The organism is Amycolatopsis sp. cg9, assembly GCF_041346945.1.
In the GTDB taxonomy this organism is placed as follows: domain Bacteria; phylum Actinomycetota; class Actinomycetes; order Mycobacteriales; family Pseudonocardiaceae; genus Amycolatopsis.
The window spans coordinates 9,531,753-9,557,052 of sequence record NZ_CP166850.1; the positions used below are offsets into that span (position 1 = coordinate 9,531,753).

The 25,300-nt window shown below is 72.1% G+C and carries 22 protein-coding genes; 12 read left to right on the plus strand and 10 right to left on the minus strand.

Features of this window, described 5'->3' with window-relative positions; genetic code table 11:
- Positions 1-23: 23 nt before the first annotated feature.
- The 5 genes from AB5J73_RS43750 (at position 24) to AB5J73_RS43770 (ending at position 6,044) form a co-directional block, all read left to right on the plus strand.
- Positions 24-1,415 carry a DUF5691 domain-containing protein gene (locus tag AB5J73_RS43750; protein ID WP_370965319.1) on the plus strand — a complete coding sequence of 464 codons (1,392 nt, stop codon included), beginning with the start codon at positions 24-26 and terminating at the stop codon, positions 1,413-1,415.
- On the plus strand, positions 1,412-2,500 hold the full coding sequence (locus tag AB5J73_RS43755) for an AAA family ATPase (protein ID WP_370965321.1): 1,089 nt from the start codon (positions 1,412-1,414) through the stop codon (positions 2,498-2,500). The genes AB5J73_RS43750 and AB5J73_RS43755 overlap by 4 nt, the downstream gene beginning before the upstream one ends.
- Positions 2,497-4,680, plus strand: coding sequence for a DUF5682 family protein (locus AB5J73_RS43760; RefSeq protein ID WP_370965323.1), 2,184 nt, complete (start codon positions 2,497-2,499; stop codon positions 4,678-4,680). Before AB5J73_RS43755 ends, AB5J73_RS43760 begins: the two co-directional genes overlap by 4 nt.
- Positions 4,677-5,849: a VWA domain-containing protein gene (locus tag AB5J73_RS43765; RefSeq protein WP_370965325.1), complete on the plus strand. Its 1,173-nt coding sequence runs from the start codon at positions 4,677-4,679 to the stop codon at positions 5,847-5,849. Before AB5J73_RS43760 ends, AB5J73_RS43765 begins: the two co-directional genes overlap by 4 nt.
- 72 nt (positions 5,850-5,921) lie before the next feature.
- Positions 5,922-6,044, plus strand: a complete 123-nt coding sequence (locus tag AB5J73_RS43770; protein WP_370965327.1) for a 50S ribosomal protein L36 — start codon at positions 5,922-5,924, stop codon at positions 6,042-6,044.
- Here the strand turns inward: AB5J73_RS43770 and AB5J73_RS43775 are convergent.
- From AB5J73_RS43775 to AB5J73_RS43810, 8 genes are all read right to left on the minus strand, one after another.
- On the minus strand, positions 6,035-7,510 hold the full coding sequence (locus tag AB5J73_RS43775; protein ID WP_370965329.1) for a flavin-containing monooxygenase: 1,476 nt from the start codon (positions 7,508-7,510) through the stop codon (positions 6,035-6,037). The genes AB5J73_RS43770 and AB5J73_RS43775 overlap by 10 nt on opposite strands.
- Before the next feature lie 80 nt (positions 7,511-7,590).
- Positions 7,591-8,547: a hypothetical protein gene (locus AB5J73_RS43780; RefSeq protein ID WP_370965331.1), complete on the minus strand. Its 957-nt coding sequence runs from the start codon at positions 8,545-8,547 to the stop codon at positions 7,591-7,593.
- 168 nt (positions 8,548-8,715) lie between these two features.
- Positions 8,716-11,067 carry a polysaccharide lyase 8 family protein gene (locus tag AB5J73_RS43785; RefSeq protein ID WP_370965333.1) on the minus strand — a complete coding sequence of 784 codons (2,352 nt, stop codon included), beginning with the start codon at positions 11,065-11,067 and terminating at the stop codon, positions 8,716-8,718.
- A gap of 136 nt (positions 11,068-11,203) precedes the next feature.
- Complete coding sequence (locus AB5J73_RS43790) at positions 11,204-12,658, minus strand: aldehyde dehydrogenase (NADP(+)) (protein ID WP_370965335.1); 1,455 nt, start codon at positions 12,656-12,658, stop codon at positions 11,204-11,206.
- A gap of 111 nt (positions 12,659-12,769) precedes the next feature.
- A complete protein-coding gene (locus tag AB5J73_RS43795; protein ID WP_370965337.1) occupies positions 12,770-13,900 on the minus strand; it encodes a hypothetical protein in 1,131 nt (376 codons plus the stop codon).
- Between the two features lie 4 nt (positions 13,901-13,904).
- Positions 13,905-15,161 carry a glucarate dehydratase family protein gene (locus tag AB5J73_RS43800; protein WP_370965339.1) on the minus strand — a complete coding sequence of 419 codons (1,257 nt, stop codon included), beginning with the start codon at positions 15,159-15,161 and terminating at the stop codon, positions 13,905-13,907.
- Complete coding sequence (locus AB5J73_RS43805) at positions 15,161-16,096, minus strand: 5-dehydro-4-deoxyglucarate dehydratase (protein WP_370965341.1); 936 nt, start codon at positions 16,094-16,096, stop codon at positions 15,161-15,163. The genes AB5J73_RS43800 and AB5J73_RS43805 overlap by 1 nt, the downstream gene beginning before the upstream one ends.
- A 52-nt stretch (positions 16,097-16,148) precedes the next feature.
- Positions 16,149-17,654, minus strand: a complete 1,506-nt coding sequence (locus tag AB5J73_RS43810) for a sodium:solute symporter family protein (protein WP_370965343.1) — start codon at positions 17,652-17,654, stop codon at positions 16,149-16,151.
- Between the two features lie 159 nt (positions 17,655-17,813).
- Between AB5J73_RS43810 and AB5J73_RS43815 the strand changes: the two genes are divergently transcribed.
- From AB5J73_RS43815 to AB5J73_RS43825, 3 genes are all read left to right on the plus strand, one after another.
- Positions 17,814-18,623, plus strand: a complete 810-nt coding sequence (locus AB5J73_RS43815; protein ID WP_370965345.1) for an IclR family transcriptional regulator — start codon at positions 17,814-17,816, stop codon at positions 18,621-18,623.
- 26 nt (positions 18,624-18,649) lie between these two features.
- Entirely contained in the window at positions 18,650-19,456 is an 807-nt protein-coding gene (locus AB5J73_RS43820; RefSeq protein ID WP_370965347.1) for an NAD-dependent epimerase/dehydratase family protein, read from the plus strand.
- A 76-nt stretch (positions 19,457-19,532) separates the two neighbouring features.
- Entirely contained in the window at positions 19,533-20,264 is a 732-nt protein-coding gene (locus tag AB5J73_RS43825) for a polysaccharide deacetylase family protein (protein WP_370965349.1), read from the plus strand.
- Here AB5J73_RS43825 and AB5J73_RS43830 read toward each other — a convergent pair.
- On the minus strand, positions 20,206-21,195 hold the full coding sequence (locus AB5J73_RS43830) for a histidine kinase (RefSeq protein WP_370965351.1): 990 nt from the start codon (positions 21,193-21,195) through the stop codon (positions 20,206-20,208). The genes AB5J73_RS43825 and AB5J73_RS43830 overlap by 59 nt on opposite strands.
- 24 nt (positions 21,196-21,219) lie before the next feature.
- Here AB5J73_RS43830 and AB5J73_RS43835 point away from each other — a divergent pair, with 24 nt between their 5' ends.
- From AB5J73_RS43835 to AB5J73_RS43845, 3 genes are read left to right on the plus strand one after another with little or no spacing between them, the layout of a single operon-like run.
- Positions 21,220-21,798, plus strand: a complete 579-nt coding sequence (locus tag AB5J73_RS43835; protein WP_370965353.1) for a LuxR C-terminal-related transcriptional regulator — start codon at positions 21,220-21,222, stop codon at positions 21,796-21,798.
- The gene (locus AB5J73_RS43840) at positions 21,795-22,691 is read left to right on the plus strand and encodes a phosphotransferase (RefSeq protein WP_370965355.1); all 897 of its coding nucleotides are present in this window, start codon (positions 21,795-21,797) and stop codon (positions 22,689-22,691) included. The genes AB5J73_RS43835 and AB5J73_RS43840 overlap by 4 nt, the downstream gene beginning before the upstream one ends.
- Positions 22,692-22,734: 43 nt before the next feature.
- Positions 22,735-24,003 (plus strand): right-handed parallel beta-helix repeat-containing protein, encoded by a 1,269-nt coding sequence (locus tag AB5J73_RS43845; RefSeq protein WP_370965357.1) that lies wholly within the window; start codon positions 22,735-22,737, stop codon positions 24,001-24,003.
- Here the strand turns inward: AB5J73_RS43845 and AB5J73_RS43850 are convergent.
- Positions 23,993-24,610, minus strand: a complete 618-nt coding sequence (locus tag AB5J73_RS43850; RefSeq protein WP_370965359.1) for a TetR/AcrR family transcriptional regulator — start codon at positions 24,608-24,610, stop codon at positions 23,993-23,995. The two genes, AB5J73_RS43845 and AB5J73_RS43850, sit on opposite strands and share 11 nt — an antisense overlap.
- A 67-nt stretch (positions 24,611-24,677) precedes the next feature.
- Between AB5J73_RS43850 and AB5J73_RS43855 the strand changes: the two genes are divergently transcribed.
- Entirely contained in the window at positions 24,678-25,298 is a 621-nt protein-coding gene (locus tag AB5J73_RS43855) for an MSMEG_1061 family FMN-dependent PPOX-type flavoprotein (protein ID WP_370965361.1), read from the plus strand.
- Positions 25,299-25,300: the final 2 nt, after the last annotated feature.

The window sequence follows — 25,300 nt, forward strand, 5'->3', positions numbered from 1 at the left end:
TCACTCCAGAAGGCGGTGAAACCGTGAAAGCCTGGGAAGATCTCGTCGGCACCGCCCTCCTCGGCACCCGCCGCCGCGCGCTCGACCTCGCGAACCAGCCGGCCGCCGTCCGGCCGCTCGCCGAGGGCCGGGACGACCCGGCCGAGCAACTGCTCGCCGCCGCGGCTGTGCTCACCAGCTACCGGCGGGCCGGGCGGGAGCCGCTGCGGGAGGTGCGGCCGCTGCCCGTCGCCGCGGCCGACGAGCGGGCCTTCGTTCCGCCGCTCGCCCGGGAACGGCTGGCCCGGCTGCTCGCCGCCAGTCATCCCGACCTGCTCCTCGAATGGCTCGGCATCGTCGCCGGCACCCGCTACCGCGTCCCGCCCGAAACCCTTCCGCTGCTCGCCGAAGCCGCGCGCACCAAAGCCGCCCTTCGCGGGCCGCTCGTGGCGGTCGCCGGGCCCGTCGGGGCCTGGCTCGGGCAGCGGAACCCGGACTGGTCCTTCCTCGCCGCCCCGGCGGAAACCGTTGGGACACAAGACGTCTGGCAGTACGGCAGCCTCGCCCAGCGCCGCCGCTGGCTGGCCGCCAAGCTGGCCGAAGCGCCCGGGGAAGCCCGCGAAGCCCTCGCCGGTTCCTGGAAGAGCGAACCCGCCGACGTCCGCTCGGACTTCCTCGGCGTGCTCGCCGCGCACGTGCGGCCCGAGGACGAAGCCTTCCTCGAAGCCGCGCTGAGCGATCGGGCGGCCGCCGTCCGGGAGCGGGCCGCCGAGCTGCTCGGGCGGCTGCCCGGCACCCGGTACGGCGAAAGCATGGCCGAACGGCTGCGCCCGCTGGTCCGCCGCCGGAACCGGGTGCTCGAAATCGCGCTGCCACAAGGCGAACGCGGTGAGGGCACCGTCCGGCTGCGCACCCTCGTCGCGGCCGCTCCCCTGGCCTTCTGGACCGAGTTCGGGCCGCCCGCCGAGGTGGTGCGGATGAGCGTCGAGGGGTGCCCGGCCGCCGTGCTGCGCGATTCCTGGGCCACCGCCGCCGTCCGCCAAGGCGACGAGACCTGGGCGAAGGCGCTGATCGGCGCCGACCCCGGCGGGCGCACCACGCCACCGCTGCTGGGCGTGCTGAGCCCGGCGGCCCAGGCCGCCACGGTCGGGCACCTGGTCAGCCGGCTGCCCGTCGAGTCGTTCGCGCGGCTGGTGCACGAGCTGCCCCGGCCGTGGACCAAGGAGCTCGGCACCGCCCTGCTCGACTGGATCGCCCGCCAGGACGACCACCGCCTGGTCTCGCACGCCGCCGTCGTGATCGCGCGGGCGGTCCCGGCGCAGTGCCTGCGCCACCCGCTGGCCACCACCCGCCTGACCATGGACGCCGGGCCGTGGCGCCGGGCGCTCACCGAAACGCTGAACTTCCGCCGCGAAATGTACGAGGAGCTCGCATGACCGCCCCCGCCACCGTCCTCCGGCCGCACGCCGAGCAGGACCACGCCGCCGAGCTGGCCGCGCTGGCCGCCGCCGACGACCGGGCGAAGCCGCCGAACTGGCACCTTTCGCCGTGGGCCGTCGTCGAATACCTGCTCGGCGGCACCCTGCCGGACGGCACCGTGCTCACGCCGAAGTACGTCGGCCCCCGCCGGCTGATCGAGGTGGCGGTCGCCACGCTGGCCACCGACCGCGCGCTGCTGCTGCTCGGCGTGCCGGGCACGGCGAAGACGTGGGTGTCCGAACACCTGTCGGCCGCGATCAGCGGCGACTCGACGCTGCTGGTGCAGGGCACGGCGGGCACGTCCGAGGAGTCCATCCGCTACGGCTGGAACTACGCCCGGCTGATCGCCGAGGGCCCGAGCCCCGCCGCGCTCGTCGAAAGCCCGCTGCTGCACGCGATGCGGGACGGCAAGCTGGCCCGGCTCGAGGAGCTCACGCGCATCCCGGCCGACGTCCAGGACTCGCTGATCACGATCCTGTCCGAGAAGACGCTGCCGATCCCGGAGCTGGGCACCGAGGTGCAGGCCCGGCCGGGCTTCAACCTGATCGCGACGGCCAACAACCGCGACAAGGGCGTCAACGAGCTGTCGAGCGCGCTGCGGCGCCGGTTCAACACCGTCGTGCTGCCGCTGCCGGACAGCGCCGACGCGGAGGTCGAGATCGTCAGCAGGCGGGTCGCGGAGCTGGGCAAGTCGCTGCAGCTGCCCGTCGAAGCCGCCGAACTGGCCGAGATCCGCCGGGTGGTCACGGTGTTCCGCGAGCTGCGCTCGGGCCGCACCGAAGACGGCCGCACGGCGGTGAAGTCGCCGTCCGGCACGCTGTCGACCGCGGAGGCGATCAGCGTGCTCACCGGCGGGCTCGCGCTGGCGGCGCACTTCGGCGACGGCGTGCTGCGCCCGCACGACGTCGCGGCCGGCATCCACGGCGCGGTGGTCAAGGACCCGGTGGCCGACCGCGCGATCTGGATCGAGTACCTGGAGACGGTGGTCCGCGAGCGCGACGGCTGGGCCGACTTCTACCGGGCGGGCCAGGAGATTTCGTGACGGCGACCCACCTGCTCGGCATCCGCCACCACGGCCCGGGATCCGCCCGGGCCGTGGCGGCGCGGCTCGCCGAACTCGAGCCCGACATCGTGCTCATCGAGGGCCCGCCCGAAGCCGACGTCCTGGTCGAGCTGACCGAAGACCCGGCGATGGCGCCGCCGATCGCGCTGCTGGCGTACGCGACCGACGACGTCTCGCGGGCCGCGTTCTGGCCGTTCGCCGTCTTCAGCCCGGAATGGCAAGCGCTTGCCTACGCCCGCGAGGCCGGGATCCCGGTGCGGTTCTGCGACCTCCCGGCCGCGCACACGTTCGCCGCGGGGCCGGACGAGCACGCCGGCCCGCCGGTCGACCCCCTGGCGCTGCTGGCTTCGGCCGGGGGTTACGACGACCCGGAACGCTGGTGGGACGACGTCGTCGAGTCCCGGCGCGACACCGAAAGCCCGTTCGAGGTGATCGCCGAGGCGATGACCGCGGTGCGGGAGGACGAAGAACCGCCGCGGGGCGCAGAAGCGCGACGCGAGGCGTACATGCGCTCGGTGCTGCGCCGCACCCGCAAGGACGGCTTCGAAAACATCGCCGTCGTCTGCGGCGCGTGGCACGTGCCGGCGCTGGCCGACCCGCTGCCGCCGGCGTCGCACGACCAGGCCGTCCTCAAAGGACTGCCGAAGCGGAAGGTCGCGTGCACCTGGGTGCCGTGGACGCACGGCCGCCTGGCCACCGCCAGCGGGTACGGCGCCGGCGTGCGGTCGCCGGGCTGGTACCACCACCTGTTCACCACGGCCGAGGACGTCACCACCCGCTGGCTGACCGGCGTCGCCGGGGTGCTGCGGGAAGAAGACCTGCCGGTCTCGACCGCGCACGTCATCGAAGCCGTCCGGCTGGCCGAGACGCTCGCGACGCTGCGCGGGCGGTCGTCGGCCGGGCTCGCCGAGGTCACCGAAGCCACCCGGTCCGTGCTGTGCGGCGGCGACGAGGTGCAGGTCGAACTGGTCACCCGGCGGCTGGTGGTCGGCGAACGGCTCGGCGAGGTCCCCGACCGGGTGCCGCAGCCGCCCCTGGCCGCGGACCTGACCGCGACGGCGAAACGCCTGCGGCTCAAGAAGGACCCGGTCGTCAAGGAGCTCGACCTCGACCTGCGCACGCCCGGCGGGCTCGACCGCTCGAAGCTGCTGCACCGGCTGCGGATCCTCGGCATCGAGTGGGGCAGCCGGGAGGCGTCGGCCCGGCGGAACAAGGGCACGTTCCGGGAAACCTGGGCGCTGGCCTGGGAACCGTCGTTCGAGGTCGACCTCGTCGCGGCGGCGGTGCACGGCACCACCGTGCCTTCGGCGGCCACGGCCGCGGTCCGCGGCACCGTCGAGGGCACGCCACCCCTGGACGAGGTCACCACGGCGGTCGAGAACTGCCTGCTCGCCGACCTGCCGGAGGCGCTGCCCGAAGCGCTCGCGGCGCTCGACGCCCGGGCGGCGGCCGACGCGGACGTCGCGCGGCTGATGTCCGCGCTGCCCGCGCTGGCGAGGGCGACCCGCTACGGCAACGTGCGCGGCACCGACACCGGCGCGCTGCGCGCGGTCGCCGACCGCATGCTCGACCGGATCTGCGCCGGGCTGCCACCGGCTGCGCACGGCATCGACGACGACGCGGCGGCCCGGCTGGCCGCGCTGGTCGACGGCGTGCACGATGCGACGTCGTTGCTGGGCGACGACGCCAAGGAACGCTGGCTCGCGGCGCTGGCCCGGCTCGCGGAGCGGCCGTCGCTGCCGCCGCTGCTGGCCGGGCGGCTCACCCGGATCCTGCACGACAGCGGCCTTCTCGACACGCTCGACATCGAGCTGCGGCTGGGCCGGGCGCTGACGCCGGGCATCACGCCGTCGGCGGGGGCGGCGTACGTCGAAGGCTTCTTCGACGGCGGCGCGCTGCTGCTGGTGCACGACAAAGGCCTGCTGCGGGTGATCGACGCCTGGCTCGCGGCGATCCCGCCGGAGGTCTTCACCGAGGTGCTTCCGTTGCTGCGCCGGACGTTCGGCGCGTTCAGCGGACCCGAAAAACGGGCGATCGGGCACCGGGCGGCCGGCCTGAGCGGGCCCGCCCGGCTCGCGCCGGTGGCCGACGAACTGGCCGAGGACCGGGCGGAGCGCGTGCTGCCCGTCCTGGCGGCACTGCTGGGGGTGGGTGCGTGAGCGCGGAAATCGACGACCGGCTGCGGCGCTGGCGGCTGGTGCTGGGCGGCGAGGGTGCCGGGCCCGGCTCGGGGCTGGCCGACACCGAGCTGTCCGATGAGGACAGTGGGGTCGACCAGGTGCTGGCCGCCCTCTACGACAAGCCGGACGAGGAGGCCGCGGGCGGGCCGCGCGGGGCGAACCTGGGCGCGTCGGCGCCCCGGGTCGCGCGCTGGCTGGGCGACATCCGCCGCTACTTCCCGAGCACGGTGGTGCAGGTGATGCAGCGCGACGCCGTGGATCGGCTCGGGCTGACCCGGATGCTGCTGGAGAAGGAGCTGCTGTCGGCGGTCGAGCCCGACGTGCACCTGGTCGGGACGCTGCTCTCGCTGAACGGCGTGCTGCCCGAGGAGACGAAGGAGACCGCGCGGGAAGTCGTCCGCAAGGTGGTCCAGGAGCTGGAGGAGCGCCTCGCCGAGCGCACCCGCGCGGCGATCAGGGGCGCGCTGGACAAGGCCTCGCGCACGCACCGGCCCCGCCCGGGCGACGTCGACTGGGCGCGCACGATCCACGCGAACCTCAAGCACTACTCCCCCGAGCTGCGCACGATCGTGCCGGAGCGCCTGATCGGCTTCGGGCGGCGGCAGCAGGCGGTGCAGCGGGACGTGATCCTGGCCGTCGACCAGTCGGGCTCGATGGCGGAGTCGGTGGTGTACTCCGGGCTGTTCGGCGCGGTGCTGGCCTCGATGCGGGCGCTGCGGACGTCGTTCGTCGCGTTCGACACCGAGGTGGCGGACCTGACCGAGCACCTGGCCGATCCGGTCGACGTTCTGTTCGGCACCCAGCTGGGCGGCGGCACCGACATCAACCGGGCGATCGCGTACTGCGAGGGCCTGGTCGAGCGCCCGGAGCGCACGCTGCTGGTGCTGATCAGCGACCTGTACGAGGGCGGCGACGAGGACGAGCTGCTGCACCGCGTCGGCGAGCTGGTGAACGCCGGGGTCCAGGTGGTGACGCTGCTGGCCCTGTCCGACTCGGGCGCCCCGTCATACGACCACGAGAACGCGGCGGCACTGGCCGAGCTGGGCGTCCCGGCGTTCGCGTGCACACCGGACCAGTTCCCGGAGCTGATGGCCGCCGCCATCCGCGGCGACGACCTGCAGGGGTGGGTGGCGCGCGAGACCAGCTGAGTCGTGGAATCAAACCGACCCGGAAGGTGTTGGGGAGGGTGTGGGAGGGGTCCCACGGGAAGGACGGTCACCATGAAGGTCCGCAGCTCGATCCGCTCGCTGGCCCGCCGGCAGGGCTCCCAGGTCATCCGCCGCGGCAACCGCGTGTTCGTGATCAACAAGGACGACCCGCGTTCGAAGGCGCGTCAGGGCTGAACCGAGCTCGCCGGCGTGCGGGACTCGAACCGCATGACGCCGTCGTCGAGCCGGTTGAAGCGCATGTCCGCCAGGTCCAGCAGGTAGTTCTGGCGCATCATCCAGGGCCGCTTTCCGCCCTGCTTCGGCAGGTCGGAGGCGGCCCTCTTGATGTACCCGGACTGCAGGTCCACGATCGGGCGAGTCGAGCCCGCCGAGGAAGCCGAAGCCGCGTCCGGCAGGCAGTACGCGAACCCGTGGCGGTCCAGGTGCGCGAGCAGCCGGCACACGTACTGGGACGTCAGGTCCGCCCGCAGCGTCCACGAGTTGTTCGTGTACCCCACGCACCACGCCAGGTTCGGGACGCCGCCGAACATCATCCCCTTGTACGCCCGCTGGTCGCCGGGAGAAATCGCGCGCCCGTCGACCTCCAGCGAAATCCCGCCGAAAGCCACCAGGCGCAGACCCGTCGCCGTCACGATGATGTCCGCCGGCAAGGAGCGTCCCGACGTCAGCTCCACGCCGGACGCGGTGAAGCGCGCGATCCCGTCCGTCACGATGTCCGCCTTGCCCGACCGCAGCGCCTTGAACAGGTCCGCTTCCGGGACCAGGCACAGGCGCTGGTCCCACGGGTCGTACGACGGCACGAAATGCGGGTCCACCGGGATCGACGCCGGCAGTTGCGCCGCCACCCGCTTGCGCAGCGCCAGCGCCGCCCGGTCCGGGAGCCGGCGCATCAGCTGGAAGAACAGCGTCCCCATGACCACGTTCTTGCCGCGGACCACCCGGTGCGCGAGCTTTTCCGGCAGCAGCGCGCGGATCCGGTCGGCGAGCGCGTCCCGGCCCGGGCGCGCCACGATGTACGACGGCGACCGCTGCAGCATCGTCACCCGCGAAGCGCGGGAAGCCAGCGCCGGGACGAGCGTCACCGCCGTCGCGCCGCTGCCGATCACCACGACCCGCTTGCCCGAGTAGTCCAACGCCGAAGGCCAGTGCTGCGGGTGGACGACCTCGCCCGCGAACTCCGAGCGGCCGGGGAAGTCGACGACGTGCCCGGATTCGTAGGAGTAGTAACCACTGCACAGGTACAGGAACCGGCACGTGAACGTCGCGCCGTGCGCCGTCGAAACCGTCCACAACGCCGCCGAAGACGACCACGACGCCCGCACCACCCGGTGCCCGAACCGGATCCGGCCGGCGATCCCGTGCGCGGCCGCCGTTTCGCGGATGTAGGCCAGGATCGACGGCCCGTCCGCGATCGCCTTCGGGTCCTTCCACGGGCGGAACGGGTAGCCGAGGGTGAACATGTCCGAATCGGACCGGATGCCCGGGTAGCGGAAGAGGTCCCAGGTGCCGCCGATGGTGTCACGCGCCTCGAGCACGGCGTACGTTTTGCCCGGCAGCCGCTCCTGGAGCCGGCACGCCGCACCGATGCCGGACAAGCCGGCCCCCACGATCAGGACGTCGACGTGTTCGGCACCGGTCATGGATTCCAGCCTAATCCCGCAACGGCAGTCGGGCGACTGGGCAGCCAGGTCGTTTATCGGCTGGCGCAGGCTCGGTGTTGTCAGTTTCGGCGGTTCGGGCCGCCTTTGGCGGAATTCTTCGATGTGCGCCGCGTCTTCGTCTTTGCCTTGGTCGTCGGAGAGCTCGTCGTCTGCGGTTCGATGGCATCTGATTTGCCGTGTCGCCAACTGGCCCGAAAACGCCGGAGCTCATCGCCGAGATCGCCGCCCCACTTGACCACGCCGACAACCGCAGCGCCAACAGCTACCAGCACGGCAGACACGATCCCCCAATTCTCGGCTACGGCCTCGAAGAAGGTCTGTGCAGGTTCGTGCACGTCAAGCTGGGATACGTAGGTCAGCGTCCGCTGCGGACTTCCGCCGGCAACCACGTAAGGCCGATTTCCACTTTCCGCTACGGCCGGTTGCAGTTGCAGTCGTAGCTGCCGATTACCCGAGGCGGTGCCGGTGACCGTCCAGGACCAGTTCAGGACCCCGGCGGGGTTGAACAAACTAGGCACCCACTCCGGCGGGTACACGTGCGTTGTGTCGTCCCCGACGAGGCGGGCACTGAGCAGGCACTGGACTCCGATCTGCGCTGACGTCGGGTCCGTGCCCGGGATCACCTTGTCCGGCGGCAACGGTTGATCCCCTACGTCGACCGCCGCGACGTAGACCCCCGCAACCCTTTTCTCGAGTGCGACAGTCGCGGGGTAGTCGACCTGTGCTGACTTCCAGTTGCTCACGCCTTGCTCGCACTCGGCCACGAACTTGCTCAGAGGAGTGGAGCCGGTAGGGACCGGCGCAGTGGGGTTCGTCATGGGCACGGTCGTGTCCGTGTGTGGCGCAGGCGGGGACCCCGGTGCGCCCATAGTGTCTTCAGGTGAACAGCTGGCCGGCGCGACGGCGATGACGAGAACGATTCCAGCGAGCAGCATCAACGCAGCGACGCTGCCGCCCCAGCTCGGTTCCTTCGTCGCCTTGGCTGATCGTGACCGTGGCTTCTCGGTGTCGCTCATCCGGGTCGCTCCGAGGTTTGCCTGTCCAGGGACTCGCAGACGGGCAGGCTCTCGTTACCGCGGGCAGCGGATATCAGCCGAACGGACTTCAGTGCGGGCTGCGGCCCAGCTATCGAGGTGGGGACCCCGCCGGACCGGGTCGGGGCACCGGTCCGGCGGGGAAGACCACTACAACCGCACCACGGCCGTCGCGCCGAACGTGCCCTTGAGCGGCACCGTCACGGCCTTCCCGTGCACGGTCACCGTGACGCTGTCCTGTGTCTGCGTCGGGTCCGACACCGCCAGCTGCCCGCGCCCCACCGCCACCGACGCCGGCCCGGACACGCGGACGCCGTCGACCGCACCGGCCGCGAAGAAGTTCGCCAGCAGCGTGTCCCCCGTCCGGACGGCCTGGACCGTCGCGGTGTTGGCCCGCACGCGCCACGCCCAGGACGCCGCCGGCGTGCCGATCGGCGACGCGCCCGGCAGCACCGCGTACGCGTACGTCGCGTCCGCCGGCTTTACGCCGTGCTCGAGGACCAGCTTCTGGTACCGGCGCGTGTTCGGCGTCGTGGTGCCCTTGGTGTTGGCGCCGGTGTCGATGTCGCGCCACGCGCCGGTCCGGTCCTCGCGCAGGGCCGTCACCGAAGCGCCGTCCAGGACCACGTACCCGCCGACGTCTTCCAGGTGCAGCCAGCGCGGACGGCGCAACGCCGACGCCTTGCCGAGGTCGGCCGGAACCCGCCGGCCGTCCGCCAGCAGCACTCCGCGCCCGCCCTCGCCGAGGTTGCGGTTCTCGATCGTCGTGCGCACCGCGTGCTCGGACGTGCCGGTGATCCCGGCGCCGAGGCACAGGATCCCCGCCGGGGTGAAGAACCACGACTTCTTCGCCACCAGCGAGCCGTCCCAGGACTTGAAGTCGAACGCGTAGGCGCCCGTGCGCGCGTCCCAGCGGACGCCGCCGGTGTGCTGGTTCGGCCCGACCGGCACGCCGCCGAACGCCGGGTCCACCGGGCCGTCGTGCTCCGTCGTGCCCGGCAGCAGCAGCGGATCGACCGTCGGCCAGTAGGCGTCGGTGTAGTGGCCCTTGGCGTTCGGGAGGAACGTGTAGAGCACGCCGTCGCCGACGTGGTAGCCCTTGAGGTTCTGGCCGTTGATGGCTTCGTAGCGGGAAATCCGGGTCGAGCTGACGCCGAGGGACGCCGACCAGTCGTCGGTGACGTGGACCAGGCGGTCCTGCTGGCCAAAGATCCGGTGCGTGGCGGTGACCCGCGCCGGGCGCGCGCCCGAGGCCAGCATGTCCTGCGCGAACTCGATGCCCGGCGTCGCCACCAGGTCCGGGCCGGGCGCGAACCGCTCGGGGTCCGGGATCTTCAGGAACGGGGCGTACGCGCCTTCCTTGATCCACTTCGCGGCCAGTGCGTTGAGGTCGGTCTTCGTCTTCCCGGCCGCCGTCCGCGCCAGCACGAGGGTCGCGACGGTGAGCTGGTGGCCGATGTCGTGGCCGGTCTCCCCCTGCCGCGACAGCATCCGCCCGCGCACCGGCTCCATCAGCGCGCCCGCGTAGACGAACGGCGCGAAGCTGTCCGCGACCAGCGCGTAGACCTTGTCCTTCAGCGGCTGCGGGAGCGCGTACTCGGTGCCCTGCGTGACGTGGATGGCGCCGGCGAGCGCGGTCAGCAGCACGATGCCGTAGTGCCCGGGGTACGGGATGGTGTCGTGCTGGATGAACGAGCCGTCGACGTGGAAGCCGTCGCCGGCCGCGCGGTCCAGCTTCGCCACGACGCTCGCCGCGCCCCCGCCGGCGACGTCGGTGAGCGCGTCGATGCCCGTCTTGATCCAGGCCGGGTCGCCGAGCATCGCGCCGGACACGATCGAGATGAGCGCCTTGTCCGCGCGGTTGGCCCCGGTTTCGATGACGGACGCGTTGTTGGCGCGCCGGTTCGGGTCGCCGACGAACCGCTTCACCGGCGCCAGGTAGCGGGCGAGCTGGTCCGCGGTCAGCTCGCCGGCGACCACCGAAAGCGTGTGCAGCAGGTAGTACGGGATGCCGATCTCGTAGGTGTACCAGTTGCCGATCTCGCCGACGTTTTCGTTGTACTGGCTGGCGTAGATCAGCTCCAGCGCCGCCTTGATCCGGTCGAGCACCGCCGGGTCGCCGGCCAGCGCACCGCCCGGGGTGCCCCAGTCGACGGCGATCGCGCGCAGCCGGGCGTACATCGACGTCGTGTAGTCGCTGCCCGGGCCGAGCGGCAGGTCCGTCCACAGTGGAGCGCCGCCGCCGGCCACGGACAGGCTCGCGTGGTACGCCTTCGCGACGCGGCCCAGGTTCGCCAGCGCTTCGGTGCGTTCCGGCGACGGCCGGTTGATGCCGGTCTGCAGCTGCCGGTATGCGGCGACGATCGGCGCGGTCGCCGCGGGCACACCACCCGCGGCGGCGGCCGCCACCGGAGCGGCGAAGGCGGGACGGGTCAGGAAAACGGTCGAAGCGGCGGCGGCCAGCGCGCCGCCGCGCAGCGCGTTTCTCCGGTTCACGGGCATGACAATGCCTCCCAGGAAGACATCCTCGGCTTACGGGGAAAGGAATTCAGTTGTGCGGCGGCGTGGTGGAGCATCACCCCGCACTTTCACGTGAAAGTGCGGGGCCCAGGTCGGCACTTTCACGTGAAAGTGCGGGTCAGCGGGAGCCGTCGGTGCGGCGGGGCAGCTGCCAGGGGTTGGCCTCCTGCAGGGGTTCGGGGAGCAGCGCGTCCGGGAAGCCCTGCCAGGCGATCGGGCGCAGGAACCGCTCGATCGCCGCCGTGCCGACGGACGTCGTCGTCGGGGCGGTCGTGGCCGGGTAGGGGCCGCCGTGCTGCTGGGCCCAGCTCACCGTGACGCCGGTGGGCCAGTCGTTCCACAGCAGCCGGCCAGCGATGCGGGCCAGCGGGGGCAGCACCGGCCGGAGCCAGTCCGCGTCGGACTCCTCGCCGTGGATCGTGGCGGTGAGCCCCGGTTCGACGACGTCGAGCAGGCTCAGCAGCTCGGCCTGGTCGGCGTAGGTGACGATCAGCGACGCCGGGCCGAAGCACTCTTCGTGCACGGCGGGGCCACCCTCGAGGAACTGCTTGCCGGTCGTGGCCAGCAGCGTCGGCGTGAACGACGGCGACTCCGAAGCCGACGAAGACACGACGTCGACGCCCGGCACCTCGCGCAGCGCGGCGAGTTTCGCCTCGTACCCGGCGGCGATGCGGTCGTTGAGCATCGGCTGGGCCGCGGCACCGTCCAGCGCGGCCTGCAAAGTCGACGTCAGGCCGTGGTCCTCGGGCAGGAACAGCAGCCCGGGCTTGGTGCAGAACTGCCCGGCGCCGAGCGTGAACGACCCGGCGTAGCCCTTCGCGACGGCCTCCCCGCGCGCGGCGATGGCGGCCTCGGTGACGACGACCGGGTTGACGCTGCCGAGCTCGCCGTAGAACGGGATCGGCCGGGGCCGCGCGTTCGCGATGTCGAACAGCGCCCGCCCGCCCGGGATCGACCCGGTGAACGACGCCGCGGAGATGCGCGGGTCCTTCAGCGCCGTGACGCCTTCCTCCTGGCCGAAGATGACGTCGAAGATGCCGTCGGGTGCGCCGGCGCCGGTCAGGGCTTCGCGCACGATCCGGCCGGTCAGCGCGGACAGCTCCGGGTGCCCGGGGTGCGCCTTGAGGACCACCGGGCAGCCCGCGGCGAGCGCGGACGCCGTGTCGCCGCCGGCGACGCTGAACGCGAACGGGAAGTTGCTCGCGGCGAACACCAGCACCGGGCCGATGGCGGTCTTCACCCGGCGGATGTCCGGGCGCGGGCCCATCGGCCAGTCCGGGTCGGCGTGGTCGACGGTCGCGCCGAGGTACTCGCCGTCGGCCAGGGTCTCGCCGAAGAGGCGCAGCTGGAACGTCGTGCGCTTCAGCTCGCCCGCCAGCCGCGGGGTGGCCGGCAGGTGCGTCTCGGTGTGGGCGAGCGGGACGAGCTCGTCCGCGGCGGCGTCGAGCGCGTCGGCGGCCGCGACCAGCCAGCGGGACCGCTCGGCCGGCGTGGCCTCGGCGGCGGGGCGGGCGGCCGCGGCGGCCCCCGCCAGGATCTTCTCGAGCGTGGCGGCGTCGGTGGCCTGGCTCATCGGGGTGCAGCTCCTAGCTCTTGTCGGCGTGCGCTGAAGGGGACTTTCCTGGCATCTGATGCGAGGAAGGTCCCCTTCAGCTCATCAGATGCGACCAACGTCCCCTTCACCTCAGTGCGTTTCGTGGGCGGCGGCGGTGGCCGAGCCCAGGTCGCCCCAGCGACCCGGGCCGGCCAGTCCGAGGTGGTACAGGTGCAGCTCCGCGGCGCCCGCCTTGGCCAGCTCGCCGGCGTACGCGGCGATGTCCGGGACCGGCGCGGCGGCGACCGCGGTGATGTAGCTGCCGATCGCGACCCGCTCGGGCAACGCCTCGCGAGCCGCGGCGACGGCTTCGGCACCCGTGGCGGGCGCCCAGCCGAACAATACGACCGCGTCGACGTCGTCCGCAGCGGACGGCGTCAGGCCCGGCAGCGCGCCGGTGACCCACGGGTCGAGCGCGCCGTGCAGCACGATCCGGACGCCCGCGGGCAGCTGCGCGAGCACCGCGGCCCGCAGCTCGTCGGTCGCCTGCTGCCGGACGCGCAGCAGCATCGAGGTCAACGAGGGCGGCAAGCCATCGGCCGTCACCCCGAGGTCGCCGGTCGCGACCAGCCGCCGGACCTCCTCGACGAGCTGAGCCCGGACGGTGTCCGCGTCGACGTCCCACGACGACGCACAGGCGTCGCAGCAGCAGATCGACAGCAGCCGGGCCACCGCGGGCGCCCAGACTCCGTCGGTCTTCTCGTGCTGGTGCTGGTGCACCGCACCGAGCGGGCCGCAGGCCTCGAGGATCACCGACGACAGCTCCAGCCCGGCGACGGCCTCCGCGGTCAGCTTCGCCGCGTACTCGCGCACCGCGGGCTGCGCCGGGCACAGCGCCCACGGGTAGGGCTCACCGAAGCAGTTGCGCACCACGACGTCCGGGTGCTCGTAGCCGAGCCGGGAGTTGTGGGTCAGCACGATCCACGCGGCGGCCGGGATCCCGGCCTCGTTCAGCAGCCGGACGGCGTCGCCCCCGGAGTCCTCCGACATAACCCAGTCCGGAGTGGACGGACGCAGCACGCCCCACCCGTCCGAAACCGGGCGGTAGAAAGCCGCGTGCCGGGCGACAACCGAAGTCCGCGATGCCGACCACGGCGTCGCCGCGCGGGCGCTGTGGTACGACAGCGCCACGGCCACCTCGTCGACCCCCAGGTCCCGGACGCGCGAAGCGAACCCGGGTTCCAGGACGTCCCAGGGGTAGGCGTATCCCGTCACCTTCACCGGGTCACCACCTCGCCGTGTTGGGCTCGAACCCGGAAACGTACTTCCGCATGTAGGTCACGTCGTCCCGTTTGGTCAGTCCACATCGGACGTAGTTCTCGTGCAACCGGGCCAGCGCGTCCTCGTCCAGCCGCACACCGAGTCCCGGGGTCGTCGGCACCGCCACGGCACCCTCGCGGAACTCCAGCACGCCCGGCTCGATGACGTCCTCGACCTTCCACGGCCAGTGCGTGTCGCACGCGTAGGTCAGGTGCGGCGTCGCCGCGGCGACCTGCACCATCGCGGCCAGGCTGATCCCGAGGTGGCTGTTGGAGTGCATCGACAGGCCGACGCCGAAGCTCTCGCACGTCGTCGACAGCGACTGCGTCGCCCGCAGGCCGCCCCAGAAGTGGTGGTCCGACAGCAGGACGCCGATCGCGCGCGCCCGGAACCCCGGCTCGATGTCGCCGAAGTCGACCACGCACATGTTGGTGGCCAACGGCATCGTCGCTTCGGCGGCCACCTGGGCCATCCCCTCGATCCCCGGCGTCGGGTCCTCGAGGTACTCCAGGACGCCGTCGAGCTCACCAGCCACCCGGATGCCGGTCCGAGGAGTCCACGCGCCGTTCGGGTCGATCCGCAGCGGGTGCCCGGGGAACGCCTCGGCCAGCGCGCGGATCCCGTCGACCTCCTGCGCGGGCTCGTAGACCCCGCCCTTGAGCTTGATCGAGCGGAAGCCGTACTCGTCGATCATCCGCTTCGCCGACCCCACCAGGGTTTCCGGCGTGGTGATCTCGCCCCAGGAGTCCTCGCGGCCGTCGACGTGCTTGCCGTACTTGTAGAACAGGTACGCCGAGAACTCGACGGCGTCACGCGCCTTGCCGCCGAGCAGGTCGGTGATCGGCCGGCCGAGGTACTGCCCCTGCGCGTCCAGGCACGCGACCTCGAACAGTGAGTAGACGCTCGCCACGGTCTTGCGGATGGAGAACCCGCCGATCAGCCCGTGCGCGTCGGTCAAGACCGTGTCCGACAACGCCTGCGCGACCAGCCGCTGCAGGCCGGGCAGGTCGAAGACGTCGTGGCCGCGCAGCCGCGGCAGCACCTTGCGCACCTCGCCGAGGAACGCGGAGTCGCCGTAGGACTCGCCGAGCCCGACGATCCCGTCTTCGCACTTCACCTGCACGACGCTGCGCAGCGCGAACGGCTCGTGCACGCCCATGACGTTGAGCAGCGGCGGGTCCGCGAACGCGACCGGCGTCAGCACCACATCGAGGATCTTCATCAGCCCAGCGCCTTCAGCGTGACGAAGCCGTCCTCCACGACCTTCTCGAGCCGGTGGACCTGCTCCGGCGTCGGCTCGACCAGCGGCGGCCGGACCGGGCCGACCTTGTCGCCGCGCAGCCGGGCGGCGGCCTTCACCAGCGAGACGGCGAAGCCCGGCGTCTCGTCCCGCAGCGCCACCAGCGGCAGGTAGAACCCGGTCAGCAGCGCGTCCATCACGCGGGTTTCGCCCTCGCCGAGCGCGCGGTGGAAGCGGTGCGCGATCTCCGGCGCAAAGCAGTGCACCGCCGAGGAGTACCGGGCGACGCCGATCGAGGCGTACGCCTTGGCCGAGACCTCCGCGGTCGGCAACCCGTTGAAGAACAGGAACTTCCGCGCCCGCTCGGTGTCCAGCGCGCGGATGGTGGTGACGATCCGGGTCATCACCTCGACGTCGCCGTAGCCGTCCTTGAGCCCCACGATCGAGGGAATGTCGAGCAGCGCCGCCGCTGTCTGCGCGGTGTACACGCCGGTGCCGCGGTGGTAGACGATCACCGGCACCGACGAGTCGCCGACGGCGTACCGGACGAAGTCGACCAGGCCCGCCGGCGGCCCGGTGACGAGGTACGGCGGCAGCAGCAGGACGCCGTCCGCACCGCCGGCCTCGGCGAGGGCGACGCCCGCCCGCGCCGAGGCGGCACCCCCGCCCGCACCCACCCAGACCGGGACCCGGCCCGCGGCGACCTCACGGGTCTTCGCGAGCACCGCGGCGTGCTCGGCCGGCGACAGGGAGCTGAATTCCCCCGTGCCGCACGCGACGAACAGGGCGCCGGCGCCCGCCGCGATGTGGCTCTCCACGTTCTCCGCGAGCGCGTCGAGGTTGACCTCGAGGTCCTCGGTGAACGGGGTGAGGGGGAAGGCCAGCAGGCCGTCCAGCGCGATCTCGGTCTGTGCCATCTGTTTTCTGCTCTCCGTTTGTCGGGTGCGGCCGGGGGTGGACCGGCGCCGGTCAAGCGGGCACGGTCGTGCCTTCCTTGGTGCGGTCGACGTCGTCGTCGGCGTTCACGGTGTCGACGATCTCATCGGCGACCGCGCTGCGCTCGGGCGCGAGCAGGCCGAGACCGACGTACAGGGCGAGCGAGACCAGGATCGGCGTGGCGATCAGCACCGTCTGGTTCGCGGTGAAGACGTAGTAGCAGAGCGCGTAGTCGACCAGGCCGCCCGCCCAGGAGACCAGCGCCGCGCGCGGGCCGCACTTGCGGAACCACGGCAGCATGCCCAGCAGCAGCGGGATCGAGATCGGGCCCATCAGCGCGGCGACCCAGTTGACGACGATCTGCAGCACGCCGCCGAGGTTCTGCGCCTGGGTGGCCACCAGCATGGTCAGCGCGACGAAGATCACCGTGGTGACCCGGGCCGCCTTCAGGCCCTGGACGTCCGTCCACTGCCGGGCGCGGCGGAACATCGCCGGGATCATGTCCCGGGTGATCACCGCGGAGATCGCGTTGGCGTCGGAGGAGACCATCGCCATGGTGTGCGAGAAGATCCCGGCCAGCACCAGGCCGATCAGGCCCGGCGGCAGGAACGTCGTCGTCATGATCGCGTAGGACTGGGTGGGGTCCTTGACACCCGGGATCAGCAGCGGCGCGGCGAACATCGGGAACATCAGCACCAGCGGCCACAGAAGGTACAACGCCGACGAAAGCCGCGCGCCGCGCCTGGCTTCCTGGGTGCTCGGCGCGGCCATGTACCGCTGCGCCAGGTTCCACATGCCTCCGTTGTACTCCAGCGTCTTCACCAGCACGTAGACGAGCAGGAAGATGGTGGTGTACTTGGACGTCACGGGGTTCACGTGCCCCTCGGGCAGCTTGTCCCACATCGTCCACAGCGCGGAGACGCCGCCGAGCTTGCCGAGGACGACGGCGATCATCACGATCGCCGCGATGGCCTGGATGACGAACTGGCCGAAGTCGGTGAGCGCGTCGGCCCAGAGCCCGCCGATGGTGCAGTAGACGAGGGTGACCGCGCCGGTGATCAGGATGCCGAGGTTGTAGTCGAGCCCGGCGAAGACGTGCAGCAGCGTCGCGACGGCGAACCACTTGGCCGCGATGTCGAAGATCTTCAGCAGGCTGCCGCTCCACGCGAGCGCCTGCTGCGTCGGGACGTTGTACCGCTTGGCCAGGTACTCCAGCGGCGAGGCGACGCCGAGCTTCGAGCGCAGCCGGTTCCAGCGGGCGGCGAACAGCCAGCTGCCGATGCCCACGCCGATGCCGATGCTGGCGAAGCCCCAGAAGTACACGGTGACGCCGCTGGTGTACGCGACGCCCGCGTACGCGACGAAGAGCACGGCGCTGTAGCCGGACATGTGGTGCGAGATGCCGGCCAGCCACCACGGCATCTTGCCGCCCGCCGTGAAGAAGTCCTTCACGTCGCTGACCCGTTTGTGCGACCACCAGCCGATGACGATCATCAGCGCGAAGTACGCGCAGACCATCGTCCAGTCGAGTGCGTGCACCGCAGGCTCCCTTCCGCGTCCACGTCGATGCGGTCTCGAAGGAGATGTTCACATCCATGAACGGAGTCTGTTATAGTGATTATGTTCATCCATAAGAACGTTGTTCGGGACGCTAATATGGCCGGAGTCACAAGTCAACGGCCGGACGGAGGAGCACAAATGCCGCAGAAGGTGGACAACCCGGTAGCGGTCGACGGCCCTCCCGCCGAATCGTCGGGGGTCAAGTCCGCGCGCCGGGCCGTCGACCTCATCGAGACGTTCGCGGCGAACGACGTCTGGCTGTCGCTGTCCGACCTACACGCGCGCACGGGCTTTCCGCGCTCGTCGCTGCACGGCCTGCTGCGGACGCTGCTGGAGGCCGGCTGGCTGGAGGCGGACGCCAACACCGCGCGCTACCGCCTCGGCGTCCGCGCGCTGATCTGCGGCACGGCGTACCTGGACCGCGACGCCGTCGTCCCGTTCGCGACGGAAGCACTGGAGCGCATCCGGGAGAAGACCGGCTTCACCGCGCACTTCGCCCGCCGCAACGGCACCGAGGTCGTCTACCTGGAGACGCGCGAGTCGCAGCGCTCCACGCACCTCGTCTCCCGCGTCGGGCGCACGCTGCCCACGCACGCGACCGCGCTGGGCAAGGCGCTGCTGGCCGAGCTGACGCACGACGAGATCGAGGCGCTGATGCCGGCGTCGCTGACCGCGCTGACCCCGAACACCATCACCACGCTCGAAGCCCTGCACGCCGAGTGCGCCGCGACCCGCGAGCGCGGGTACGCCGCCGAGGTCGAGGAGGGCACGCTGGGCGTCCGGTGCGTCGCCGCGGTGATCCCCTACCGGATCCCGGGCACCGACGCGATCAGCTGCTCGATGCCGATCTCCCAGGTGACCGACGCCGACGCCCGCCGCGTCGGCGAGCTGCTCGCCGAAACCACCGCCGAGCTCGGGCAGCAGCTGCGCCGGGCCGGCATTCGCTGACCGCCGCCCTTACCGAGAGGAAATCCATGACGGACCAGCGTGTGCTCATCACCGGGTCGGCGGGTGTCGTCGGCACCCTGATGCGCCCCCGCTTGAAGCGCGACGGCCGGGTGCTGCGCCTGCTCGACCTGGCGCCGCAGACGGCGTCGGACGCCTCCGAAGAGGTCGTGACGGCGTCGGTGACCGACCCCGAGGCGATGGCCGCGGCGTGCGAGGGCGTCGACGCGCTGATCCACCTCGGCGGGCACAGCCGCGAGAACTCGTGGGAAGCGACCCTGGACGTCAACATCAACGGGACGCAGACGGTCCTGGAGGCGGCCCGTTCCGCCGGGATCAGCCGCGTCGTCCTGGCGTCGAGCAACCACGCGGTCGGCTTCCGCCGCAACGACGAGGACCTCCCGGCGGACTCGTCCCCGCGCCCGGACACGTACTACGGCGTATCCAAGGCGGCGATCGAGGCGCTGGGGAGCCTGTACCACTCGCGGTTCGGCATGGACGTCATCGTGATCCGGATCGGCTCGTGCTTCGAGACGCCGTTGCCGCTGGGCCCGCGCGGCCTGACGACGTGGCTGTCCCCGGACGACGGCGCCCGGCTGTTCGAAGCCTGCCTCTCGGCACCGTCGCCCGGGTACCGGCTGATCTGGGGCGTCTCGGACAACACGCGCCGGATCTACTCGCTGGCGGAAGCCGAGGCGCTGGGCTACAAGTCCTTGGACGACGCCGAGGTGTACGCGGAGCAGCTGGCCTCTCGCCCCGCCCCCACGGGGGCGGCGGCCGAGTACGTCGGCGGCCCGTTCTGCACGGCACCCCTGGGTGTCTTCAACCCGCTCTGACGGTCTTACGGAAGCCGCGAGGGTACTAGTACCTTCGCGGCTTCCTCGTCTCTCCGGGTGCGGCCAGGGTGGCGCCATGATCTTGAAATCCCGCCGCGCGCGGAAGTGGGCCATCGTCGTGGCGAGCGTGCTGGTCGTCGTGCTCGCCGGCGCGGTCACGCTGTTCGAAGTCTCGAAGTCGCGGACCTTCCAGTTCTTCGGCACGCTCGTGAACCGCGTCGAGACCACCGAGAAGGTCGTCGCCCTCACCTTCGACGACGGGCCGGACCCCGCGGGCGCGCACGCCGTGCTGGAGACGCTCGGAGCCCGCCAGGTCACGGCGACCTTCTTCCTCATCGGCCGGGACATCGCCGCGCACCCCGGGCTCGCGCACGACATCGCCGCGGCGGGCCACGAAATCGGCAACCACAGCTTCAGCCACGAGCGCATGATCGGCGTGACGCCCGCCTGGGTCGCCGACGAGGTCGAGGCCACCGACGCGCTCATCCGCACCACCGGCTATTCCGGCGAAATCCTCTTCCGGCCGCCGAACGGCAAGAAGCTCTTCGCCCTCCCGCACTACCTCGCCGAGCACGACCGCACCACGATCACCTGGGACGTCGAGCCGGACTCCGACGGGGCGCCGGACGCCGCGGCCGTCGAGAACGCCACCGTCGACCAGGTGCGGCCCGGCTCGATCGTGCTGCTGCACGGCATGTACGCCGCGCGCGAGCAGACCCGGCGGGCGATCGGGCCGATCATCGACCGGCTCAAGCAGCGCGGCTACCGGTTCGTGACCGTGTCGCAGCTGCTGGCAGCCCGACGCTGACGACCCACTCGCCGTCCCGCGGCCCGTGCGTCAGCACTCCCCCGGCCGCCGCGGCTTGCTCCGCGAGGCCGGCGAGACCGTACCCGCCGCCCGTGGGGGGACTTCCCTTGAGCGGGTTGCGCGCGGTGATCGTCACGCGCTCGCCCACTTCGACGCCGAACCGCAGCCGGACGCCGGGACCGTTGTGCCGCAACGCGTTCACCGCCGTCTCCGCGACGAACCGCTCGGCCAGCTCCCGCACCGGGTGCGGCAGCGCGGGCAGCACCGGGTCGCGGTCGAGGACCAACCCGGCGGTGCGCAGCCGGGCGAGCACCTCGGCGAGGTCGGGCGCGCGGTCGGCGTCGTCGCGGAGGTCGTCGAGGGTGCGCCGGACCAGCGTGAGCGCGCCGCGCCCGGCGGCCAGGAGGGTGTCGAGGCGTTCGCGGTCGGCGTCGGTGAGGTGCCCGACCGCGCGCAGCGTCTCCGCCTGCACCAGCATGACGGCCGTGGTCTGGGCGAGCGTGTCGTGCAGCCGCCGGGCCGCGCGCTCGGCCCGGTCGGCGAGCGCCCGGCGGCGTTCGGCGCCGAGCAGCCAGGCGACCGCGCAGATCGTGATGGCCAGCAGCGTGCCGTCGAACGGGCCCTTGGCCGGGAACACGGCCGCGCCGGCCACGAGCGCCGCCGCGGCCGCGAGCCACCGCTGCGGCGTGCTGTAGAGCGCGAGCAGCACCGGCACGTACATCGTGTTGCGCGGCTGGTCGAGCAGCAGGTGCCCGGCCGTCGCGAGGGTGACGACCACCAGCACGAGGGCGGGCGCGCGGCGCGACCACAGCAGCGGGACCAGCTGGACCGCGCTGAGCAGCGCCGCGACCCAGCCCTGGTGCGGGGTCCAGGCACCGCTGGCGAAGAACACCGCCGCGGCCGCGGCCGTCGTGACGAAGGACTGACGCATGTGCCCGACAGTAGAGTCGAACGCGTGATCCGGGTTCAGGTCGTCGACGACCACGCGCTGGTGCGCGAGGGCATCGCGCTGATCCTGGGCGCGCAGCCGGACCTCGACGTCGTCGCGCAGTACGGGAGCGGCCCGGAGCTGCTCACTTCCGCCGTCGAGGCCGATGTCGTGCTGCTCGACCTCTACCTGCCCGGCATGGACGGCCTCGAAGTCCTGCGCCGGCTCCCGGCCACGGCACCGCGGGTGCTGATGCTGACCACGGTCGGGCGGCCCCGCGAAATCCGCGAAGCGCTCAACGCGGGCGCGGCCGGGTTCGTCCTCAAGGACTCGTCCGGCGACGAGCTGGCGGCCGCCGTCCGGGCCGCCCACCACGGCGTGGCCGCGCTGAGCCCGGCGGTGGCGTCGGCCTTGACCGCGGGCGGCGCGCTGACGCCGCGGGAGCGGGACGTGCTGGAGCTGCTCGGCGAAGGACTGTCCAACCGGGACATCGCGGCCCGGCTGCGGCTGGCCGAGCGGACGGTGAAGGTGCACGTCGGGAACGTCCTGGCCAAGCTGGGCGTCACGAGCCGCACGCAGGCGGCGCTGCTGGCCAGGGACCGGTGATCGCGGCGTGGTGCGCGGCGCACCTGGGCAGCACCCCGGTCGGGGTGCTGTTCGAGCGCCGGTCGTTGTCGGACGTCACCGGGCTGCGGCTGGCCGACGGCCGCGAGGTCGTGGTCAAGTCCCGTGCCGCCGACGGCCGGGCCGGGGCCTGCGTCGCCGCGCAGGAACACTTGGCGGACCGCGGGTTCCCGTGTCCCCGGCCGCTCACCGCGGTGACCGTCGCCGGCGGGCTGGCCGTGCACGCCGAGGAGTACCGGCCCGGCGGCGAGGTGCTCCGCGGCGACACGCCCGACGTCGCGGTGCGCTACGCGGCGGTGTTCGCGCGGCTGCTGGCCGAGCTGGCGGAGGTCCGCGTCCCGCCGCCGCTGCCGAACCCGCGCTGGACGCGGTGGGACCACGCCGGTCCGGGCTTGTGGCCGTCGATCGGCTTCCTGGACGAGCGGGACCAGAGCGCGGTGCCGGGGTATGTCGTCCGAGCGGCGGAGCGGACCCGCCACCGGCTGCTGGCCGCGGACCTGCCCTGCGTGCTGGGTCACGCCGACTTCGAAGCCCAGAACCTCCGCTGGCGCGACGGCGGGATCCGGGCCGTGCACGACTGGGACAGCCTGGCGTGGCTGCCGGAAGCGGCGCTCGTGGGTGCCGCCTCCGGGGCGTTCGCCAGCGACTCGCCACCGACGCTGGCGCCGGTCGCGAGCTCCGCGGCTTTCCTCGAGGCGTACCAGGACTTCCGCGGGCGGCGGTTCACCGCGGAAGAGCACGAAGTCGCTTGGGCGGCCGGACTCTGGCCCGCCCTGCACAACGCCCGCTGGGAAGCGCTGCACGGCGATCCCCCGGTGTGCGGTGCGGCCGTCCGCGCGCAGGCCGCCGAGCGGCTCCGCCGGGCGAACGCTTGACCTTGTACGCCCCTTGTACGGCCCCGCCATACCGTCGCGCGCCATGTCGAAGAAGCTGCTTTCGCTGGGCGTGTTCGCCGCCCTCGCGGCCACCGCCTTCACCGCCACCGACGCGGCCGCCGCGCCGAAGACCTACTACGTCGATCAGGTTTCCGGTAGTGACGCGGCGGCCGGGACGTCGCAGTCGGCGCCGTGGAAGTCCCTCGCCAAGGTCGCCGCGACCACCCTGGCCCCCGGGGACACCGTGCTGCTGCGCCGCGGCCGGACCTGGAGCGGCGGGCTCGCCGTCCGCGGCTCCGGCAGCGCGACCGCGCCGGTGACCATCGGCGCCTACGGCACCGGCGCGCGCCCGATCGTCCAGGGGAACGAAGAAGCCTGCGTCGACCTGCCGGGGAACTACCTCACGGTGCAGGACCTGCAGATCGGCGTCGCGGCCGACGCCGGGCGCTGCTCCTGGGCGGGTGTCGAGGTCGGCGGGGACCACGACAAGGTGCTCTCGAACTACATCACGGGCGCCGGAGCGGGCGTCTACATCGCGCCGAGCGCCGACGGCACCGAAGTCACGCAGAACGACCTCGTCGACAACAACCACATGACCGTCGTGACGCCGGGCGGCAGCGACGACTCGGGCGCGTTCGCGATCCTGGTGCAGGGCAACGGGTCCGACATCGGCTGGAACCGGATCAGCGGCTCGATCGCGGTGAGCGACGACTTCGGCGGCCTCGACGGCGCCGCGGTCGAGATCTTCTACGGCTCGGGCAACGTCATCCACCACAACATTTCCGAGGACAACGAGTCCTTCACCGAGCTCGGCACCGACGCCGACGACCCCGACGGCGTGTCCCGCGACAACGTCTACGAGTACAACGCCGTGTTCGGCGCCAAGACCCGCGGCGGCATCGTGACGCGCGGGGCCGACGACCGGAACGGCCCGGTGACCGGCACGGTCTTCCGCAACAACTCGGTCCGGCTGAGCAACGCCGACTCCGAGGGTTTCGTCTGCTACGGCGGCTGCACGAACCAGACGCTGGAGCTCACGCAGAACGTCGTCCAGGCCGCCATGAAGGTCGGGTACGCCGACACCGGCTGGACCGCCACCGACCACAACGTCTTCTTCGGCGGCCAGCAGCAGTTCACGCCGGGCGCCACGGACAAGGTCGCCGACCCGAAGTTCACCTCGGCCACGAACCTGGTCCTCACCGCCGGCAGCCCGGCGATCGGCCTCGGCACGACGAAGTACGCGGACGTCGACGTCGACGGCACCGCGATCGGCACGCGGATCGACGCGGGCGCCTACCAGTTCACCCCGTGACGTACCGCGTCAGCATCGCGACCATCTCGTTCTCCAGCTTCCCGGCGTCCACCGGCTCGTGGTCGGCCACGAGCTGGTGGACGACGAGCTCGGTCGTGGTGACGCAGAGCCGGGCCGCCGTCTCCGTGTCGGCCACCCGGACCTCGGGGTGGTTGTCGAACAGCTCTCGGACGTAGCCGACCAGGGACTGCTTCAGCAGCGCGACCTTGTCGAGGAGCTCCTTCGACCGCGGCGCCTGTTCCATGAGCAGGCGCAGCAGCTGCGGGTTGCCGAGGTGGGTCTCGATCGCGCCGCGGACGAAGACGCGGAAGATCTCCTCGATGGAGGCGGGCAGTTCCCCGTGCTGGATCCGTTCCGTGGCGGCGGTGCCTTCGTCGAGGTGGCGGACCAGCAGCTCGGCCAGGATCGCGTCCTTGTTCGGGAAGTACTGGTACAGCGAGCCGATGGAGATGCCGGCGTGCTTGGCGATGCGGTTGGTGGTGCCAGCGGCGTAGCCGAACTCGCCGAAAACGTGAGCAGCCGCGGTCAGGATCCGCTCCCGGGTCAGCTCGGCGCGGACCTGACGCGGCTGTTTACGTGGCTGGATGCGGCGCTCGCCCGAACTCACGGCCCCTCCTCGCGCGCTGCTCGAAAGCGAGTAGCGCAGGATCTGAGTATTTGCTCATAATTGTGCCATGACCAGCACAAACACGCTGAGCCGAGTCGCCATGGCCGAGGTTCGGGCCCGGCTGGGCGAGCCCGAAGCGATGATCGAAGCCAAGATCGGCGACCGCATCGACCGGCACGCCCGCCGCTTCATCGCCCATTCGCCGTTCCTGACGCTGGCCACCGCCGACGCCGCGGGCCGCGCCGACTGCTCGCCCCGTGGCGACTACCCCGGGTTCGTGAAGGTCCTCGGCGAACGCACCCTCGCCCTGCCCGACCGCACCGGCAACAAGATCGCCGACTCCTTCCGCAACATCGCCGAGAACGACGGCGTCGGGCTGCTCTTCTTCGTCCCCGGCACGCGGGAAACCCTGCGGGTCAACGGCAGCGCGTACGTCACCGACGAGCCCGATGTCCTGGCCCGGATGAGCACCGAGGCGAAGGAGCCGATGCTCGCCATCGTCGTCGAGGTCGAGCAGGTGTACTTCCACTGCGGCCGCGCGCTGATCCGCTCGCGGCTGTGGGATCCGGCGAGCCAGGCGCTGGCGGCCGAACTGCCTTCGGCGGGCGAGGTCGCCGCCGAGGCGATGGGCGCCGATCCCGAGCTCCTCGAGCGGATGCTCGAAGAGGGCTACCGGAAGCTGTACTGACC